We start from the raw sequence: 17,671 nt of genomic DNA, 5'->3' as shown, positions 1-17,671 counted from the left end.
CGCCCTGCCCGCGCGCGCCCTGCCTGAGCGAACGAACGGCGCTCTCGCTGCTCCCGAAGCAGCGAAAGCGCCGTTCGTTCGTCAGGGCGAGGCGCAACCGGGCGAGCGCCTACCCCTGATCGTCGCGTGCTCCGGCGGGGCGGACTCCCTCGCGCTCGCCGCCGCGGCGGTGCACGTCGCGCCCGGCGCGGTGCACGGCGTCGTCGTCGACCACGGCCTGCAGGACGGTTCCGGCGACCGCGCCGCGGTGGCCGCGGACCAGCTGCGCGGGCTCGGGGCGGCGAGCGCCGAGGTCGTCGCGGTCGAGGTCGGCACCGCCGGCGGGCCCGAGGCGGCCGCGCGGACGGCCCGCCACGCCGCGCTCCGGGCGGTGTCGCGGGACCGGGGCGACGCGCCGGTGCTGCTCGGGCACACGCTCGACGACCAGGCGGAGACGGTGCTGCTCGGTCTCGGCCGCGGGTCGGGGGCGCGCTCGCTCGCGGGGATGGCGCCGTGGGATCCGCCGTGGTGCCGCCCGCTGCTCGGCATCCGGCGCGCGACCACCCGGGCGGCGTGCGCGGCGCTCGGACTCGCGGTGTGGGACGACCCTCACAACACCGATCCGCGCTACACCCGTGCGCGGCTGCGCCACGAGGTCCTGCCGTTGCTCGACGAGGTCCTCGGCGGCGGTGTCGCGCCGGCCCTCGCCCGCACCGCGGCCCAGCTCGCCGACGACGACGCCGCCCTCTCCACGCTGGCCGCCGGCCGTCTGGAGCTGCTCGTCGACGCCGACGGGTCCCTCGATGCGGTGGTGCTCGCCGGGGATCCGCCCGCCGTGCGCCGGCGCGTCCTGCGGGCGTGGCTGGCGGCCGCCGGCGCCCGCGAGCTCTCCGACGCCCATGTTCGTGCCGTGGACAGCGTCGTCGCCCAGTGGCGCGGCCAGGGGGTCCCACCCCTCCCGGGCGAGTTGGAGGTGGTCCGGGCGCGTGGCAGGCTGCGGGTGCTCGAGGGCCCCCGCCACGTCTCGGGAGCCCCGGCCCGTTCCGCCGGGCCGCCCCCGACCCGGTGAGGAGCTCGACAACGGTGTACGACGGCGACATCGCGTCCGTACTGATCACCGAGGAGCAGATCCAGGGACGGATCGCCGAGCTCGCCGAGCAGATCGGGGCGGAGCACGGCGAGGGTGACCAGGACCTCGTCCTCGTCGGCGTCCTCAAGGGCGCCGTGATGTTCATGACGGACCTCGCCCGCCGGCTGCCGATGCCGACCCAGCTCGAGTTCATGGCGGTGAGCTCGTACGGGTCGTCGACCTCGTCGTCGGGCGTCGTGCGCATCCTCAAGGACCTCGACCGCGACATCTCCGGTCGGCGGGTGCTCATCGTCGAGGACATCATCGACTCGGGGCTCACGCTCTCCTGGCTGCGGAAGAACCTCGAGTCGCGGGGCCCGGCTTCGCTCGACGTCGTGACCCTGCTCCGCAAGCCGGAGGCGGCGAAGCTCGACGTCGACGTCGCCTACGTGGGTTTCGACATCCCCAACGAGTTCGTCGTGGGCTTCGGGCTCGACTACGCCGAGCGCTACCGGGACCTGCCCTACATCGGCACGCTCGACCCGCACGTCTACGCCTGAGGTCGCTGAATCCTCACTCAGTGGGCCCGACCCCGCCGGTGGGTCGCCGGTGACCGATGGATACCGTCCGCCACATGGCGGGCTCGCGTCGCTCTCTGTGGCTCGTCAACGGGCTGATTGCTCTCGTGGTGCTGCTCGCCGCCGGGGGGACGGTCGTCGCGCTCACGGCGAGCGGCGGCAGTGACGACGCCGGGCTGCGCACCACCCCGGTCGGCCGCGGCACCGTCGCCGAGACGGTCACCGCCTCCGGCGCGGTCACCAGCGCCCGCAGCTCCACGCTGAACTTCGCCGGCGGCGGGCGCGTCGAGGACGTGCGCGTGGCGGTCGGCGACCGCGTCGAGGCCGGCCAGGTCGTCGCCACCCTCGACGCCGAGTACGCCGACGCCAACCTCGACGCCGCCCGGGCCCAGCGCGACGCCGCCCGGCAGCAGCTGCGCGACGCCCGCGAGGCGCGCGACAACCCGCAGACCAGCGCCGCGGCGCCGGCCCAGGCGCAGCAGCCGGCGGCCGGCGCGGGTGCGGGTGCGGGTGCGGCCGGAGCGGCGGCGCCGATGGCGCCCGCGGCCCCAGCACCCGCCGCCCCCGCACCCGCGGCCCCGGGAGGACCCGGCGGCCCAGGAGGACCGGGAGGACCGGGAGGACCGGGCGGTCCGGGCGGTCCGGGCCTGATCGGGGGCAACGGCGGCCACGGCGGTCAGGGTGGTCAGGGCGGGCCCGGCGGCCCGCAGGCGCCCGCGAACGCCCAGCCGCAGCCACTCATCGGCGTCAACGGCCTGCGCAGCATGCCCTCCGCCGACCCCAAGGCCGCCCCGGCGCCCACGCCCACCCCGACCCCGGGCGCCTCGTCCGGTGCCGCCGGTGGGTCGTCGGCAGGGGCGGGCGGCGCGTCGGGCGGGGCCGGAGCCGCCGGCGCCTCGACCCCCGAGGGCCAGGTCGCGTCGGCCGAGGCGTCGCTGGCCCAGGCCGAGGCGTCGGTCATCCAGGCCGAGCAGGCCACCGAGGACCTCGAGCTCTCGTCGCCGCAGGACGGCACGGTCGTCAGCCTCGACATCGGGCCCGGTCAGCTGGTGCCCGCCGGGGGCACGACGACGAGCTCGACGTCGTCGGGGAACCCCACGGGCGGCACGCTGCCCGACGGCACCGCCGGGGGCACGGGCGCCGGCGCGGCGGCCGCGTCGGGGGCCGCGGGCGGCGGCGCCACGGGCGGCGGGGGCGCGTCGAGCGGCGGCTCGCAGGTCACCGGCTCGCCGTCGACGCCGGCGGCCCTCACCGTCCTCGACCTCACGTCCCTGCAGATCCGCGCCGACGTTCCCGAGCTCGACGTGGGCCGGCTCGCGGTCGGCCAGCCCGTCGAGGTGTCGGTGAACGCGCTGCCCGGCCAGCCGCTGCCGGGCATCGTGAGCACGATCGACCTCCTGCCCGGCGCCGGCACGTCGGTGCAGTACGGCACGGTCGTCACGCTCACCGGGCCGCCGCCGAACCTGCGGCCCGGGATGTCGGCGAGCGTCGCCGTCACCGTCGCGCAGTCGCCGAACGTCGCGTTCCTGCCGTCGGTGGCGGTCACGCCGATCGGCGGCGACTCCGCGACGGCCGGGACGGTGCAGGTGCTCGGGCCCGACGGGGTCCCGCAGCCGCGCACGGTCGGCCTGGGCCTGAGCTCCGACACGCTCACCGAGGTCCGTACCGGTCTCGCGCCGGGCGAGCTCGTCGTGCTGCCCGATCCCGACACCAGCAACCCGTTCGGTCCCGGGCAGGGGCCGCCGCCGAACACGCAGGGCGGCGGCCAGGGCGGTGGCGGCGGGGGATGACCGGGGTCGCGCACGTCGAGCACGTCGAGCACGTTCTGGACGTCCGGAAGCTCTCCAAGGTCTACGGCGCGGGCGAGACCGCGGTCCACGCGCTGCGCGACGTCGACCTGACGGTGCGCCGCGGGGAGTACGTGGCGGTCATCGGCCAGTCGGGCTCCGGGAAGTCGACGCTGCTCAACATGCTCGGCTGCCTCGACGCCCCGACCTCGGGGCGTTACCTGCTCGAGGGCCTCGACGTCGCCGACCTCGACGAGCGCCAGCAGGCCGTGCTGCGCAACCGGCAGATCGGCTTCGTGTTCCAGGCGTTCAACCTCATCCCGCGCACGACCGCGCTCGCGAACGTCGAGCTGCCGCTCGTCTACGCCGGGGTCGGCCGCCGGGTGCGGCGTGAGCGGGCGCAGGCGGCGCTCGCGCTCGTCGGCCTCGAGGGACGCGAGGACCACCGGCCGAACCAGCTCTCCGGCGGTCAGCAGCAGCGCGTCGCCGTCGCCCGCGCCCTCGTCACGAGCCCGGCCCTGCTGCTCGCCGACGAGCCCACCGGCAACCTCGACTCCCGCAGCACGGCCGACGCCCTCGCCCTGTTCGACCGCCTGCACGCCGCGGGCCGGACGATCGTGCTGATCACCCACGACGACGAGGTCGCCGAGCGCGCGGAGCGGGTCGTGGTGGTCACCGACGGCCGTCTCACGGAAGCGGGCGCGCGGCGGTGAGCCCACGATGAGCGTCGTCGAGATCGTCCGCTTCGCGGTCCGCGGGCTGGTCGCGAACCGGCTGCGCTCGCTGCTGACGATGCTCGGGATCATCATCGGCATCGCGGCGGTCATCCTGCTCACGGCGCTGGGCAACGGGGCGTCGCAGTACATCCAGGGCCAGATCGCGGGCCTCGGGGCCAACAGCATCACGATCCTGCCGCGGCAGCCGCCGGACACCACCGGCACCAGCGGGCGCCCGCTGACCACCGGCGACGTCCGGGCGCTCGACGACCGGCAGGGCGCCCCGGACGTCGCGTCGGTCTCGCCGGTGGTGCAGCTGTCGACGTCGGTGGACGCCGGGCGGGCGACCAGCGACGCCACCGTCGTCGGCAGCACCCCGTCCTACTTCCCCGGCGCCAACGTCCAGATGGGCACCGGCCGCGCGTACACCGACGCCGACGTCGACGCCGGCCGCAAGGTGGTCCTGCTCGGGCGCACCGTCGCCGACGACCTCTTCGGTGCGGGTTCCGACCCCGTCGGGGCGGACGTGCTCGTGCGGGGGGTGCCGTTCGACGTCATCGGGGTCCTCGCCCCCGCCGGCCAGGGGCAGGGCCTGGCGAACCCCGACGAGAACGTCCTCGCGCCGATCACCGCGGTGCAGGGCTCGCTGACCGGCTTCGGCGACCTCAGCCAGATCGTCGTGCAGGCCCGCTCGACCGAGGCCCAGGCCGCCGCCGAGAGCGAGATCAACTCGATCCTCGACCGCCGGCACGGCATCGACGTCCCCGACGACCGCGACTACCAGGTGCTCAGCGCCCGCCAGCTCGCCGACGTCCTCGACGACACCCTCGGCGCGTTCACGCTGCTGCTCGCCGCCATCGCGGCGATCTCGCTGGTGGTCGGCGGGATCGGGATCACCAACATCATGCTCGTGTCGGTGACCGAGCGGACGCGCGAGATCGGCATCCGCAAGGCCCTCGGCGCGCCGCCGTCGGCGATCCTCGGCCAGTTCCTCGTCGAGTCGATCATCCTGAGCGTGGTCGGCGGCGTGCTCGGGGTGGCGGTCGGCTACGCCGGCACCCTCGTGCCGCTCGGCGACTTCCGGCCGGTGGTGCTGCCGTCGGCCGTCGTCGCCGCGGTGGGTGTCTCGGCCGCCATCGGCATCTTCTTCGGCGCCTACCCCGCCCGTCGGGCCGCCCGCCTGCGCCCCATCGAAGCCCTGCGCCGCGAGTGAGGCGCACCTCCGGGAGGACCTCGTGACCCAGCCACCCGAGCCCGAGACGGAGCGGTCGACCGACGCGGCCGCCACCGAGCAGATCCCCCTGCCCCCGCCCGCGGCGCGCCGGTCCGACCCGCCGCCGCGCAGCGTCCGCACGGCCGAGCAGGAGCGCCAGGACACGCGCGCCGAGACCGACGACGACGAGGCGCGGACCCAGCAGGACCACGCGGCGGAGGTGCTCGACCGTCCCGTCGACAACGTGGACCTCGCGACCCGCCTCCGCCGTCCGGGGTTGGCGCGCTCGACGCGGATCCTCCTGCTCGTGCTGGGCGGGATCGTGTGCGTGGCGCTCGGCGCCCTGATCGGGCGCGCGACCGCGCCCGACACGGGGCCCGGCTCGGTGCCCGACCTCCTCGGCGTCGTCGAGTCGGTCCAGCCCACGGGCGGCGGCTTCCCGATCGTCACCGTCCGCGGGGGCGACGGCACCCAGACCGCGCTGCGCACGACGGCCGGCACGAGCGTCGCCGTCCCCCGCCCCGACGGCCCGGCCGGCCTGCGCATCGGGCAGCAGGTGACCGTGCACGCCGAGCGCGGCGCCGACGGCGCGATCACCGCGGTGCGCGTCGACGTCCCCGCGGGGCCCTGACCCCGCACCCGCCGGTGAGGTGAGCGAGGGACTCCCTGAGTGCGTCCAGCGCAGCGAGGGACGCCCTCGCTCCACCCCACGGCGGCCGCGACGTGCCGACCGCACCGAGCCGGCGGATTTCCTGACGTCCGACGTCAGCGTGGCCGCCACGCTGATCCACCCACGCCCGACCGGTCACCGCTAGCCTGCCCCCGTGGCCGACCAGGGTGCTGCTGCAGAGATCGCCGCCGGATACGCGACCGAGGGCGCGGCCCTCGAGGTGGGGACGGTCGTCGTCGACGGCACCGTCGACCCCGGCGCCCGGGTCCGGATCCCGTTCGCGACGTTGAACAGGCACGGCCTGGTGGCGGGCGCGACGGGCACCGGCAAGACGAAGACGCTGCAGAACCTCGCTGAGCAGTGCTCGGGGGCCGGGGTGCCGGTGCTGCTCGCGGACATCAAGGGCGACCTGTCCGGTCTCGCCCGCGCCGGGGAGCAGAACGACCGCGTCACCCAGCGCGCCACCGACACCGGCGACGACTGGACGCCGACCGCCTACCCCGTGCAGTTCCTCTCGCTGGGCGAGGGGATCGGCGTGCCGGTGCGGGCGACGATCACAGGGTTCGGCCCGATCCTGCTGTCCAAGGTGCTCGGGCTCAACGACACCCAGGAATCGACGCTCGGCCTGATCTTCCACTGGGCCGACCAGCAGGGCCTCGCGCTGCTCGACACCAAGGACCTGCGCTCGGTCATCACGCACCTCCTCTCCGACGAGGGCAAGGAGGCGCTCAAGGGCATCGGCGGGGTGTCGACGTCGACGGCGGGCGTCATCCTGCGGGCCCTGGTCAACCTGGAGGCGCGGGGCGGGGACAAGTTCTTCGGGGAGCCCGAGTTCGATCCCGCCGACCTGCTCGTCGTCGAGGGCGACGGCCCCGATGCCAAGGGTCGCGTCACCCTGCTGGAGCTCGCTGACCAGCAGGCCGACCCGATGCTGTACTCGACGTTCCTCATGTGGCTGCTCGCCGAGCTCTTCGAGGACCTCCCCGAGGCCGGCGACATCGACAAGCCCAAGCTCGTCTTCTTCTTCGACGAGGCCCACCTGCTGTTCTCCGACGCGTCGAAGGCGTTCCTCGACCGGATCGAGCAGACGGTCAAGCTGATCCGCTCCAAGGGCGTCGGCGTCTTCTTCTGCACCCAGCAGCCCACCGACATCCCCAACGACGTGCTCTCGCAGCTCGGCGCCCGCGTCCAGCACGCGCTGCGCGCCTTCACCCCCGACGACCAGAAGGCGCTCTCGCGCACGGCGCGGACCTACCCGAAGAGCACCGTCTACGACATCGAGACCTCGCTGACCTCCCTCGGCACCGGCGAGGCGATCGTCACCGTGCTCTCCGAGCGCGGCGCCCCGACGCCGGTGGCCTGGACGCGGGTGCGCGCGCCGCGCTCCCTGATGGCCGCGATCGGCGAGCCGGCCGTCACCGAGGCCGCGAAGGCGTCGCCGCTGTGGGGGAAGTACGGCACGCCCCTGGACCGCGAGTCGGCCTACGAGAAGCTCTCCGCGGCGACCGGGGCCACCGGCGCGCCCGCCCCCGCCGAGCCGATCCCGGCCGACCAGGCCCCGCAGCCCGCGCCGCCGCAGGCCCCGCCGCCGGCGGAGGACGACGAGCCCGGGCTGGTCGAGAAGGCGATGGCCAACCCGGCGGTGAAGTCGTTCGTGCGCTCGTTCGCGAGCCAGCTCGGCCGCGAGATCACCCGGGGCCTGTTCGGGACGTCCCGCCGGCGGCGCTGAGCCGGCACGGTCGCGCCCGGACCGGTGTCGTGACCGGGGGGTACATTGAGCAGATCAGGGCCCCACGGACGTCCGTGCGTGCGCGGACCCGGAGCCGAGACGACTGACACCGACCGCAGGGTCCACCCGGGGAGGGTCGAGGGCCGCCTGGAGGCCGCAACCGCATGGACCGCAAGCGCCTTCTCCGCAATCCACTCATCTGGATCGTGGTGTTCTTCCTGGTCTACCTCGGGATCTCGTCGCTGCTCAGCGACACCCGCGGCTACACCGAGGCCCCGACGTCGCTCGCGCTGCAGCAGGTGGAGGCGCGCAACGCGTCCGAGATCACGATCGAGGACAAGGAGCAGCGCCTCCGGCTGACCCTCACCAACCCGGTGCAGGTGCCGGGCGTCGAGGGCGCCCAGCCGACGACGACCAACCAGATCTACGCGCAGTACCCGGCCGCCGCGACCGACCAGGTGTTCGCCCTGGTCCGCGACAACCCCGCGCCCTCGGGCTTCGACACCCGGGTCACCCAGGACTCGTTCCTGACCCAGATGTTGATCTACCTGATCCCGCTGGGCCTGGTCCTCCTGCTGCTGTTCTGGATGATGAACTCCCAGGGCGGGGGCAACCGCGTCCTGTCCTTCGGCAAGTCCAAGGCCAAGCAGCTCAACAAGGACATGCCGAAGACCACCTTCGCCGACGTCGCGGGCGCGAACGAGGCGGTGGAGGAGCTCTACGAGATCAAGGACTTCCTGCAGAACCCGTCCCGCTACCAGCAGCTCGGCGCGAAGATCCCCAAGGGCGTCCTGCTCTACGGCCCGCCCGGCACCGGCAAGACGCTGCTCGCGCGCGCCGTCGCCGGCGAGGCGGGCGTGCCCTTCTACACGATCTCCGGGTCGGACTTCGTCGAGATGTTCGTCGGCGTCGGCGCGTCCCGCGTGCGCGACCTGTTCGAGCAGGCCAAGCAGAACTCCCCGTGCATCGTGTTCGTCGACGAGATCGACGCCGTCGGTCGCCACCGCGGCGCCGGCATGGGCGGCGGTCACGACGAGCGCGAGCAGACGCTCAACCAGCTGCTGGTCGAGATGGACGGGTTCGACTCCCGTGGCGGCATCATCCTCATCGCGGCCACCAACCGGCCCGACATCCTCGACCCCGCGCTGCTGCGCCCCGGCCGGTTCGACCGCCAGATCCCGGTGGCGGCGCCCGACCTCGCGGGCCGGCGCCAGATCCTCCAGGTGCACTCCGCGGGCAAGCCGCTGGCGCCCGACGCCGACCTCGACGGGCTGGCCAAGCGCACCGTCGGGTTCTCCGGCGCCGACCTCGCCAACGTCATCAACGAGGCCGCGCTGCTCACCGCGCGCCTCGGGCAGACCCAGATCACGGGCACCGCGCTCGAGGAGTCGGTCGACCGCGTGATCGGCGGCCCGGCACGCAAGAGCCGCATCATCTCCGAGCAGGAGAAGAAGGTCGCGGCCTACCACGAGGCCGGCCACGCGCTGGCCGCGTGGGCGATGCCGGACATCGAGCCGGTCTACAAGGTCACGATCCTGCCGCGCGGGCGCACCGGCGGGCACGCCCTCGTCGTCCCCGAGGACGACAAGGAGCTCATGACGCGCTCCGAGATGATCGCGCGCCTGGTGTTCGCCATGGGCGGGCGCTCGGCCGAGGAGCTCGTCTTCCACGAGCCGACCACCGGCGCGTCGTCCGACATCGAGCAGGCCACCAAGATCGCCCGCGCGATGGTCACCGAGTACGGCATGAGCGCGAAGCTCGGCGCGGTCAAGTACGGCCAGGAGCAGGGCGAGCCGTTCCTCGGCCGCACGGCGGGCCGGCAGGCCGACTACTCGCTCGAGGTCGCCCATGAGATCGACGAGGAGGTGCGCAAGCTCATCGAGGCGGCGCACACCGAGGCGTGGGACATCCTCAACACCCACCGCGACGCGCTCGACGCCCTCACCGGCGAGCTGATCGAGCACGAGACGCTGCAGCGCCGCGACCTCGAGCGGGTCTTCGCGTCGGTCACCAAGCGCCCGCGCATCACCGCGTTCAACGACTTCGGCGAGCGCGTCCCGTCCGACCGTCCCCCGATCAAGACGCGGCGCGAGCTCGCCACCGAGCGCGGCGAGCCGTGGCCCCCGCCCGGCGAGGCCGCCGACACCGAGCGCACCGAGCGCACGGCGGTCGGCTCGGTCGCGGGCACTGGCATCGGCACCGGGAACGGCAACGGGCACGCCCCGGCCAACGGCTACGCCGGCTCCCACGCCGCGGGCAACGGGCACGACGGGGGCTACGAGACGAGCCGCGAGACCGGCTACGGCACCGCCCGGCCGGGCGCGGACGGCGGGTCGTCCCCGACGCCCCCGGCCGGCATGCCGGCGACGGGCATCCCCGACGTCTACCGCACGGGCGCCAACGGACGTCGCGGCGGCGAGGCCGGCGACAAGCCCTCCTCGGTCGCGCCGAACTACGGCGCCCCGCCCGGGTGGACCCCGGCGACGGTCCCGCACGGCACGACCTGGAACCCGGGCGGCGCCGGTCGCTCCGGCAGTTCGAGCCCCTACGGCGACGGCGGTGCCGGAGGAACCGGCGGGGCCGGCCCGTACGGCACGTCACGCTCGCCTGGCGAAGCCGGCGCGAACCCGTACGGTGACCCGGATGGCCGAACCCGCGAGGGCTGGTCGGACGGCTGGTCGGACGGGCGGCACTCGGGGTCCCCGAGCTGGGGCCACGACGGCACCACCGGCGGCGAGGGCGGCACGGCCTCGGGCCCGGAGGGTCGGGACACCCCGCGCGGCTGACACGGCCAGGGCGCAGGGGGCCGGTTCGTCCTGACGGGCGGCCGGTCGGGTCGAGGAAGACCGTGAGGGAGACGTGACCACCAGTCAGGAGCTGGACGAGTCCAGGACGCGTCCCACCGACGACGGCGACGGCGGGCCGGTCGGGACCGAGGTGGCGCCGGAGTGGCCGGGATTCGACGCCTCGCGCGCCGAGGCGGCCGTGCGCGAGCTGCTCCTCGCCATCGGCGAGGACCCGGACCGCGAGGGCCTGCGCGACACCCCGGCACGGGTGGCGCGCTCGTACCAGGAGCTGTTCGCCGGCCTCCGGGCCGACCCGGCGCAGGTCCTCGAGCGGGTGTTCGACGAGGACCACGAGGAGCTCGTGCTCGTCCGGGACATCCCGATGTTCTCGATGTGCGAGCACCACCTGCTGCCCTTCCACGGGGTGGCGCACGTCGCCTACATCCCGGGTCCGCAGGGGCACGTCACCGGGCTGAGCAAGCTCGCCCGGCTCGTCGACCTCTACGCCCGCCGCCCGCAGGTCCAGGAGCGCCTGACCAGCCAGGTCGCCGACGCGCTGGACAAGAAGCTCGACACCAGGGGCGCGCTCGTGGTGATCGACGCCGAGCACCAGTGCATGTCGGCGCGCGGCGTCCGCAAGCCCGGCGCGCGCACCACGACGTCCGCGGTCCGCGGGATCTTCAAGACCTCGGCCAGCACCCGGGCGGAGGCCCTCAACCTCATCCGGAGCGGCTGACGTGGGCGGTCCGTCCGACGCCACCCCCGACCCGGCCCGCCGCGGGCACGCCCTCCCGGAGCCGGGGCGCTGCGTCGTGATGGGCGTGCTCAACGTGACGCCCGACTCGTTCTCCGACGGCGGGCGCTGGCTCGACCGCGACCACGCCGTCGGGCACGGCATCGAGCTGCACCGCCGCGGCGCCGACCTCGTCGACGTCGGCGGGGAGTCCACGCGCCCCGGGGCCGAGCGGATCGACGCCGCGACCGAGACCGAGCGCGTCGTGCCGGTGATCCGTGACCTCGTTGCGGACGGGGTGCGGGTCAGCGTCGACACCACGCGGGCGGCCGTCGCGGTCGCGGCGGTCGAGGCGGGCGCCACGATGATCAACGACGTGTCCGGGGGTCTGGCCGACCCGCACATGGCCCGCGCGGTCGCCGAGACCGGCGTGCCGTGGGTGATCATGCACTGGCGCGGGCCGAGCAACCGGATGTCCGCGCTCGCCTCCTACGAGGACGTGGTCGGCGAGGTCCGCGCCGAGATGGTCGAGCAGGTCGACCGGGCGGTGCTGGCGGGCGTCGACCCGTCGTTGCTGGTCCTCGACCCGGGGCTCGGCTTCGCCAAGACCGCCGCCCACAACTGGCAGCTCCTGCGCAAGCTGTCGGTGTTCACGGGCCTCGGCTTCCCGGTGCTGATCGGCGCCTCCCGCAAGCGGTTCCTCGGCGCGCTGCTCGCCGACGACGACGGCACTCCCCGCCCGCCGGACGGCCGCGAGATCGCCACCGCGGCGGTGTCCGCGCTGGCGGCGGCCGGCGGCGCGTGGGGTGTGCGGGTGCACGAGGTCGGGCCGTCGCTGGACGCGGTGGCCGTCGCCGCGGCGTGGTCGTGGGGGACGTCGCCGGCGGAGATCGAGCCGTGAGTCCGACCGGGAGGATCCTGCTGAGCGGGCTGCGCGTCCGCGGGCACCACGGGGTGTTCGACCACGAGCGCCGCGACGGCCAGGACTTCGTGCTCGACCTGGCCCTCGAGGTCGACCTCACCGCCGCGGCCGCCTCCGACGACCTCGTCGACACCGTCGACTACGGCGCGCTCGCCGAGGGCGCGGCCGCGATCGTCGGGGGACCGCCGCGACGGCTGATCGAGACGGTGGCCGGCGAGGTGGCCGACCGGGTCCTCGAGGACGAGCGGGTCGCGGCCGTCGAGGTCACGCTGCACAAGCCGCAGGCGCCGATCACGGTGCCGTTCGACGACGTCGCGGTGGTGCTGCGCCGGGAGCGGGGCGTCCCGTGAGCCGGGCCGTCCTCTCCCTCGGGTCCAACATCGGCGACCGTGCCGCGAACCTGCGCGGGGCGCTCGCGACGCTGCGCGCCGCCGGGGCGCGGGTCGTGGCGGTCTCGCCGGTGTACGTCACCGCGCCGTGGGGCGGGGTCGAGCAGGACGACTTCCTCAACGCCGTGGTCGTCGTCGACGACCCGGCGTCACGCCCGCGCGACTGGCTGGCCCGCGCCCGCGCCGCCGAGAGCCGCGCCGGGCGCACGCGCGACGTGCGGTGGGGCCCCCGGACGCTCGACGTCGACGTGCTCGACGTGGACGGCACGACCGACGACGACCCCGAGCTGACCCTCCCGCACCCGCGCGCCCACGAGCGGGCGTTCGTGCTGGTGCCGTGGCTCGCCGTCGACCCGAACGCCACGATCGTCGGTCACGGGCGGGTCGCCGACCTGCTCACCGCGCTGCCGGCCGACGAGCGCGACGGGGTGCGCCGCGACGAGGCGGTGCTGGAGCCGGGCCCATGAGGACGAGTACGAGCCCGTCGCTGCTGGTCGTGGCCGCCGTCGCGGCGGGCCTCGCGGTCAACGTGCTGCTGCAGGCGGCGTACGGCGAGCTGCCGCCGCTGCCGTTGCTCGCCGGGCTGACGCCGCTCGTGCTGGGGGTCGCCGAGCTGGTGCTCGCCGCGGTCCTGCGCGCCCGGATCCGCCGCCGGCCCGGGGCGCGCCCGGTCGACGCGCTGGCGACGGCCCGGGCCGTGGCGCTCGCGAAGGCGTCGTCGCTGGGCGGCGCGCTGGTGGGCGGCGCGTGGCTGGGGGTGCTGGCCTACGTGCTCCCGCTGCGCGACCAGGTCGACGCGGCCGGCGCGGACACCGCGAGCGCGGTGGTCGGCGTCGTCGGGGCGGCGGTGCTCGTCGGGGCCGGACTCTGGCTCGAGCACAGCCTGCGCACGCCCGACGACCCGCGGAGTGACGACCCGCAGGACGGGTCGCGGGGTGACCCGCGGGGCGAGGGCTGGGGACGACGGTCGTGACGGCCGGTGCTGCGTCACCCGTCGGGGCCGGGTGGCGTGCCCGGCGGGGGGACGGGGCGCGGGTCGGGGCTCGGTACCCTGCAGCGATGAGCACCCCGGACGGGGAGCTGCGCGCAGGCGCCGGCCCCGACCGCCGTCGCGCCGCGCTGATGGTCACCGCGGCCGTGCTCGCCGTGCTCGCCGGCGCGGCCGTGGTCTTCGCCGACGACGCCCGCTGGCTGCGGCTCGCCGTGGTCGCGGCGCTGTGGGCGTCGCTGCTCGCGGCCGTGGTGCTCGCCCGCCGGTCCCGCACCGAGCAGGAGCTGGCCGCGCAGGCCCGCGAGGCCGCGGACGAGCTCGCCGCCGCGGAGGAGGACGCCCAGGGGCGGATCGCGGCGCTCGAGGACGACCGCGACCGGATGCTCGCCCAGGAGGTCGCCGCCCGCGAGGAGGCCGAGCAGAGCGCCGAGCGCGCCCGCGAGGACGCCGCCTCGCTGCGCGAGGAGCTCGAGCGCGCCCGCAGCGAGGAGGCGGTGACCCTGCAGGGGGTCGGCCTGCCGGTCGCCCCGGGCCCGCCGCAGGGCGCGCGCCTGCGGGTCGTCGGCGAATCCGGACCGCAGCCGGGGTTCCCGCCCGTCCCGCCGCCCGCCCAGCGTCGCCCGTCGATGCCCGGGGCGCCCACGCAGCGGGTGCCCGGCCCGGCCGCGGCCGCGCCCGTCCGCCCCGCGCACCCGGCGCCGCTGCCGCCTCCCGATGTGCCCCAGGCCGACCCGTCGGTGCTGGCCGCGACGTCGTTCGTCGACCAGTACGTCCGTTCCGCCGGCTACCAGGCCCCGCCCGCGCCGCCGGCCGTCGCGGAGGAGGCCGACGAGCGCCGCTCCCGGCGCGCCCCGGCCGAGTCGGCGACCACGGGCCGCACGGTCGCCGAGCTCCTCGCCGCCCACGCGGCCTCGGGCGGCACGGTCGGCCGCCGCCGCCGCGACCCCTGAGCCCGCTCGTGGTCGGCCCCCGGTAGCAGCGAACGCGCTGTTCGCTGCTTCTATGCGCGCAAACTCCGCGTTCGCAGGCTCGCCCGGACACCCCGAGGCCCCCTGGGAGAGGCCGAGTGGGGGAGGAGTCGTTACCCTCCGGCAGGGTGATCGCCCCTCCGGTCCGCCTGGCGCCGCAGCAGCGCCGGACGCTCGTGTGGCCGGTCGTCGGCCTGATCCTCCTGGGGATCTGCGCGCTCATCACCGTCGGGCTCGCGAGCTCCGAGATCGGCGCCGTCGGCGTCGTCATCGGCGTGGTCCTCGCGCTGCTGCCGGTCGCGCCGGTGGTGGCGGCGTTCCTGTGGATCGACCGCTTCGAGCCCGAGCCCCCGCGCCTGCTGCTGGGGGCGTTCCTGTGGGGCGCCGGCCTGTCGGCGCTGGTCGCGGTCGTCATCAACTCCAGCGCGATCATCGCCGCCGAGCTGCTCCTCGGGCGGGGCCAGGGCGACGTGGTCGGCGCGGTGATCTCGGCGCCGCTGGTCGAGGAGTTCGTCAAGGGCGCGTTCGTGGTCGGCCTGCTGCTGATCCGGCGCCGCGAGTTCGACGGGATCGTCGACGGTGTCGTCTACGCGGGGATCACGGCGGCCGGGTTCGCGTTCACCGAGAACATCATCTACTTCGGCCGCGCGTTCGCCGAGGCCGACGGCGCCGTCGGGCCCGCGGTGCTCGCGACGTTCGTGCTGCGGGGGGTGCTCTCCCCGTTCGCCCACCCGCTGTTCACGGCGATGATCGGGATCGGCGTCGGGATCGCGTCGCAGGCGCGGTCGCGGGTGGTCGGCACGCTGGCGGTGCTCGGCGGCTACGTGCTCGCGGTCGTGCTGCACGCGCTGTGGAACTCGTCGACCCAGCTCGGCGCGGGCTTCTTCGGCGTCTACGTGCTGATCATGCTGCCGCTGTTCGCCGGGATGATCGGGCTCGTCGTGTGGCAACGACGCCGGGAAGCCGACGTCCTCGCGCGCCAGATGCCGGGGTTCGCCGCCGCCGGGTGGATCGCGCCGAGCGAGGTGCCGCTGCTCTCGAGCCTCGCCGGGCGGCGCCGCTGGCGCACCGCCGTGCACCGGCGCGCCGGCGCCCCCGCCGCCCGCGCCGTCGAGGACTACCAGCACGCCGTCACCGAGCTCGCCTTCCTGCGCGCCCGGGCCGAGCGCGGCGCGCTGCCCCCGCGGGCGGACTGGCACGCCGAGCTGCTCGACAGCGTCGTGCGCACCCGGCTCGCGGCCGTCAACGCGCCCGGTGTGCAGGGCCCCGCCGGCCCCGCCCCCGGCCCCGGCGGGCAGCCGCCGCAGCAGTGGCCGGGCGCACCGCACGGACCGGGCGCGCCGGGCGGCGCCCACCGCCCGCCGGGGCCCTGACCCCTGCCCCGACGATCACGAGCGGGTGATCAGGAGCGCGGCATGCACGTCCACGGCGCGTTCCGGGTGTGTCGTGACCGGCGACATCCTTGACACGCCGTGCCGGGGAGATGCCTGACAGCCCGGTACTTCTGGTGCGCTGGTGGATGCCGCTGAGGGTGATGGATGTCGTGGAGCAGCGTCTGGCCGTGTTGATGGAGCCGGGCTGGTCGGGCCGGTCGGTCAGTGAGGTGTGTCGCCGCCACGGGATCAGCCGCGAGACGTTCTACGACTGGCAGCGTCGCCACGACGCTGAGGGCCTCGAGGGTCTGGCACCGAGGTCTCGTCGCCCGCATCGCTCGCCGGGTCTGGTCGGCGAGATGCTCACCGACCGGATCCTGGAGCTGCGCAAGGAGCAGGGCTGGGGCCCACGCAAGATCCGGGACCGGCTGGTCCTCGACGGGATGTCCCCGGTGCCGGCGACATCGACGGTGCAGCAGGTGCTGGCCCGCCACGGCGACGGGGCGCTGCGGCGGCGCCGCGGCGCCGGGCCCGGTGGGCGGGATGAGGGGCAGCGGTTCACCTACGCGCACGGCAACGAGCTCTGGCAGATCGACGGGGCGATGCACCACCTCGCCGACGGGCACGGGTACTGGGCGGTCGACATCATCGATGACCACTCCCGGTTCTGTGTGGGGATCGAGCTCGGCCAGGCGCTGACCTCCAGCCTGGCCTGGACCGCGATGCGCACCGCGGTCGCCGGGCACGGGCTGCCCGCCGGGTTGCTCTCGGACAACGGGCTGTGCTTCACCGGGCGGCTGCGCGCGGTCACGGTCAGCTTCGAACGACAGGTCACCGCCGCGGGGGTCCGCCTGACCCACTCCAGGCCCTACAACCCCCGCTGCTGCGGCAAGATCGAACGACTGCACCAGACCGCGCGGGGCTGGCTGGCCCGCCGCCCGGCCCCAGCGACGATGGCCCAGGCCCGCGCACTGTTCGCCGAGTTCGCCGAGCACTACAACACCTACCGGCCCCACCAGGGCCTCGACGGCGCCCTCCCCGCCCAGCGATACCGGCCCGGCGCGCCCACCGTGCTGCCCGTGCTCGAGGTCGAACCCGCCGACGCCCACCTGCCCGCCGGCGCGCTGCTGCGCGAGGTCAACCGCGGCGGGCGGATCGGCTACGCCGGGCGCAAGCTCTACCTCGACGCCCGATTCGCCGGCCTGACCGTCGGGCTGCTGCGCGACAAGGGACGCCTGCACGTCTACTACGGCTCCAGCCGCATCGAGACCTTCTCCATCGGCGCCACCCACCCCCACCCCCGCCGATGACCCACCTGTCAGGCATCTCCCCGGCACGCCCTGTCAGGCATGTCCCGGGTATTGACACACGTCCACGGCGCGTTCCGGGTGCACCACGCGCTCGTGACCACCCGCGTGGGCTGCTCCGGCTTGGCTCCATGCCGCGAGGGGCGCCCTCGCTGCCACCCACGCAGCCGCTGGCGCCCTCGCTCCCGTGCCCGGCGTGTCGTGCCGGCGAGCGTGTGGCGATCCTGGTGTCACACGCCAGGAAAGCCGCATTGCTCGCACCTCCTCGAGCCCCGCGACACCCCGATCACCGGCGGCCAGAGCCGGGCGTGAACCCGCTCACCGCGGCGGCCGCGGGACGCGGGGACGGCTACCGTGGGCACCAGTGATCGTCCGGTACCCGCGCGAGCGGGACGGGAACGAGCCGAACGAGTGAGGTGGCGCGTGGGCACCGACGGCGAGGGCGCCGGGCGGTGGGAGGA

At 75.4% G+C, this 17,671-nt stretch carries 16 protein-coding genes; all 16 read left to right on the top strand.

The features are described 5' to 3' along the window. The first annotated feature begins 19 nt into the window (after positions 1–19). The 16 genes from tilS to WCD41_RS05500 all read left to right on the top strand — a co-directional run bounded on the left by tilS (position 20) and on the right by WCD41_RS05500 (position 17,213). Positions 20–1,048, top strand: coding sequence for a tRNA lysidine(34) synthetase TilS (gene tilS / locus WCD41_RS05575; RefSeq protein WP_373695102.1), 1,029 nt, complete (start codon positions 20–22; stop codon positions 1,046–1,048). A 14-nt stretch (positions 1,049–1,062) separates the two neighbouring features. Then, entirely contained in the window at positions 1,063–1,608 is a 546-nt protein-coding gene (hpt, locus tag WCD41_RS05570; RefSeq protein WP_337712404.1) for a hypoxanthine phosphoribosyltransferase, read from the top strand. Between the two features lie 74 nt (positions 1,609–1,682). Further along, positions 1,683–3,416 carry an efflux RND transporter periplasmic adaptor subunit gene (locus WCD41_RS05565; protein WP_337712403.1) on the top strand — a complete coding sequence of 578 codons (1,734 nt, stop codon included), beginning with the start codon at positions 1,683–1,685 and terminating at the stop codon, positions 3,414–3,416. Next, positions 3,413–4,126, top strand: coding sequence for an ABC transporter ATP-binding protein (locus tag WCD41_RS05560; RefSeq protein ID WP_337712402.1), 714 nt, complete (start codon positions 3,413–3,415; stop codon positions 4,124–4,126). Before WCD41_RS05565 ends, WCD41_RS05560 begins: the two co-directional genes overlap by 4 nt. Positions 4,127–4,133: 7 nt before the next feature. Further along, entirely contained in the window at positions 4,134–5,342 is a 1,209-nt protein-coding gene (locus WCD41_RS05555) for an ABC transporter permease (protein ID WP_337712401.1), read from the top strand. Between the two features lie 22 nt (positions 5,343–5,364). Beyond that, positions 5,365–5,973 (top strand): hypothetical protein, encoded by a 609-nt coding sequence (locus WCD41_RS05550; protein WP_337712400.1) that lies wholly within the window; start codon positions 5,365–5,367, stop codon positions 5,971–5,973. A gap of 193 nt (positions 5,974–6,166) precedes the next feature. Next, positions 6,167–7,741 (top strand): helicase HerA-like domain-containing protein, encoded by a 1,575-nt coding sequence (locus WCD41_RS05545; RefSeq protein ID WP_337712399.1) that lies wholly within the window; start codon positions 6,167–6,169, stop codon positions 7,739–7,741. A gap of 164 nt (positions 7,742–7,905) precedes the next feature. Then, entirely contained in the window at positions 7,906–10,527 is a 2,622-nt protein-coding gene (ftsH, locus tag WCD41_RS05540) for an ATP-dependent zinc metalloprotease FtsH (protein WP_337712398.1), read from the top strand. A gap of 151 nt (positions 10,528–10,678) precedes the next feature. Beyond that, on the top strand, positions 10,679–11,263 hold the full coding sequence (folE, locus tag WCD41_RS05535; RefSeq protein ID WP_337713326.1) for a GTP cyclohydrolase I FolE: 585 nt from the start codon (positions 10,679–10,681) through the stop codon (positions 11,261–11,263). A 79-nt stretch (positions 11,264–11,342) separates the two neighbouring features. Then, positions 11,343–12,161 (top strand): dihydropteroate synthase, encoded by an 819-nt coding sequence (gene folP, locus WCD41_RS05530; RefSeq protein WP_337713325.1) that lies wholly within the window; start codon positions 11,343–11,345, stop codon positions 12,159–12,161. Further along, on the top strand, positions 12,158–12,532 hold the full coding sequence (folB, locus tag WCD41_RS05525; protein WP_337712397.1) for a dihydroneopterin aldolase: 375 nt from the start codon (positions 12,158–12,160) through the stop codon (positions 12,530–12,532). The genes folP and folB overlap by 4 nt, the downstream gene beginning before the upstream one ends. Continuing rightward, positions 12,529–13,038, top strand: a complete 510-nt coding sequence (gene folK / locus WCD41_RS05520; RefSeq protein ID WP_337712396.1) for a 2-amino-4-hydroxy-6-hydroxymethyldihydropteridine diphosphokinase — start codon at positions 12,529–12,531, stop codon at positions 13,036–13,038. The genes folB and folK overlap by 4 nt, the downstream gene beginning before the upstream one ends. Further along, the gene (locus tag WCD41_RS05515) at positions 13,035–13,544 is read left to right on the top strand and encodes a DUF3180 domain-containing protein (protein ID WP_337712395.1); all 510 of its coding nucleotides are present in this window, start codon (positions 13,035–13,037) and stop codon (positions 13,542–13,544) included. The genes folK and WCD41_RS05515 overlap by 4 nt, the downstream gene beginning before the upstream one ends. A gap of 86 nt (positions 13,545–13,630) precedes the next feature. Further along, positions 13,631–14,512, top strand: coding sequence for a hypothetical protein (locus WCD41_RS05510; protein WP_337712394.1), 882 nt, complete (start codon positions 13,631–13,633; stop codon positions 14,510–14,512). A gap of 146 nt (positions 14,513–14,658) precedes the next feature. Beyond that, complete coding sequence (locus WCD41_RS05505; protein WP_337712393.1) at positions 14,659–15,903, top strand: PrsW family intramembrane metalloprotease; 1,245 nt, start codon at positions 14,659–14,661, stop codon at positions 15,901–15,903. 170 nt (positions 15,904–16,073) lie between these two features. Further along, a complete protein-coding gene (locus tag WCD41_RS05500) occupies positions 16,074–17,213 on the top strand; it encodes a helix-turn-helix domain-containing protein (protein ID WP_337712392.1) in 1,140 nt (379 codons plus the stop codon). Positions 17,214–17,671 lie beyond the last annotated feature (458 nt).

The sequence above is a fragment of the Actinomycetospora aeridis genome, assembly GCF_037400275.1.
In the GTDB taxonomy this organism is placed as follows: Bacteria; Actinomycetota; Actinomycetes; order Mycobacteriales; family Pseudonocardiaceae; genus Actinomycetospora; species Actinomycetospora aeridis.
Note: the sequence above shows the minus strand (reverse complement) of the source record. Positions and strands in the feature narration are given on the sequence as shown.